This is a genomic window from Neobacillus drentensis (assembly GCF_036966985.1).
In the GTDB taxonomy this organism is placed as follows: domain Bacteria; phylum Bacillota; class Bacilli; order Bacillales; family Cytobacillaceae; genus Neobacillus; species Neobacillus drentensis_E.
On the sequence record NZ_JBALSN010000141.1, the window covers coordinates 23,260 to 24,112 of the forward strand.

The window sequence follows — 853 nt, forward strand, 5'->3', positions numbered from 1 at the left end:
AGTTTCTGCACACTTTTTCACTACATTAAAGATGTAGAAAAATTAAAGGAGAAGATGAAAATGAATATGACGCATTATATGGGATTATTAGCAGACAATCAACCTTGGAACTTATTAATTTTTATGGCGGTTCCAGTCATTTGTGCAGAAATCCTTGCGATCTCGGAAATAGCTATATTGTTTACAAGGAAATTAGATGGTGCACTTAAAAAATTGAATAAAGTAACAGGTATCTTTGCAGGTTTTTATTTTACTGGAATCTTTATTTATCTTATGAAAACAGCTTACATTCCCTTAACTGTAAACGGGGAGTGGAAAGGTTGGATTGACGTTGTAGCTGTTACTTTCTATTTACTAGGAATTATCCCATTCCTTGGCATGGCACTGCTTGATTTAGGAATTATTTTTAGAAATAAATCGGAGGAAGATAAGCTGAAAATTCATGCCATCTTTGTAAGTATTTTTCTAGTAGTTGCTCACATCGCAATGATATTTGGGATGATTGACCCATCGATTGGTAACGGTTCAACTTCTAGTCACGATATGATGAATATGTAATAAAGGATGAATAAGCGATGAGGAAAAAGTTAATAACTTAAACTACTTAAAAAACTTCACGAAATAGTAAGATTTAGTTACTTTTTGACTAATTTCTTTTTGCTAAACTAAAAGAGTATTTAAATCTATAGGGAAGGGGGGCAACAGATTTGAAACGAATAACATCTCTCTTGTTCCTTGGGATTTTGTTTGCCATTGTTGCAGCTGGCTGCAGTTCCAAACTAAGTGATGAAACTTGGAAACTTGACAAAAAGCATTCGCCATTACCAGATTTTGTTCTGAATACATCTGAAAA

Annotated in this window: 1 protein-coding gene and 1 pseudogene; both read left to right on the top strand. The window is 33.4% G+C overall.

Translation table 11 applies throughout. The features are described from left to right. The coding region (locus V7659_RS09925; protein WP_335539786.1) for a DUF6803 family protein at window positions 1-558 on the top strand (558 nt) is incomplete at its 5' end. A 149-nt stretch (window positions 559-707) separates the two neighbouring features. Then, window positions 708-853 (top strand): annotated as a pseudogene (locus tag V7659_RS32100) (PCYCGC motif-containing (lipo)protein); the annotation flags it as partial.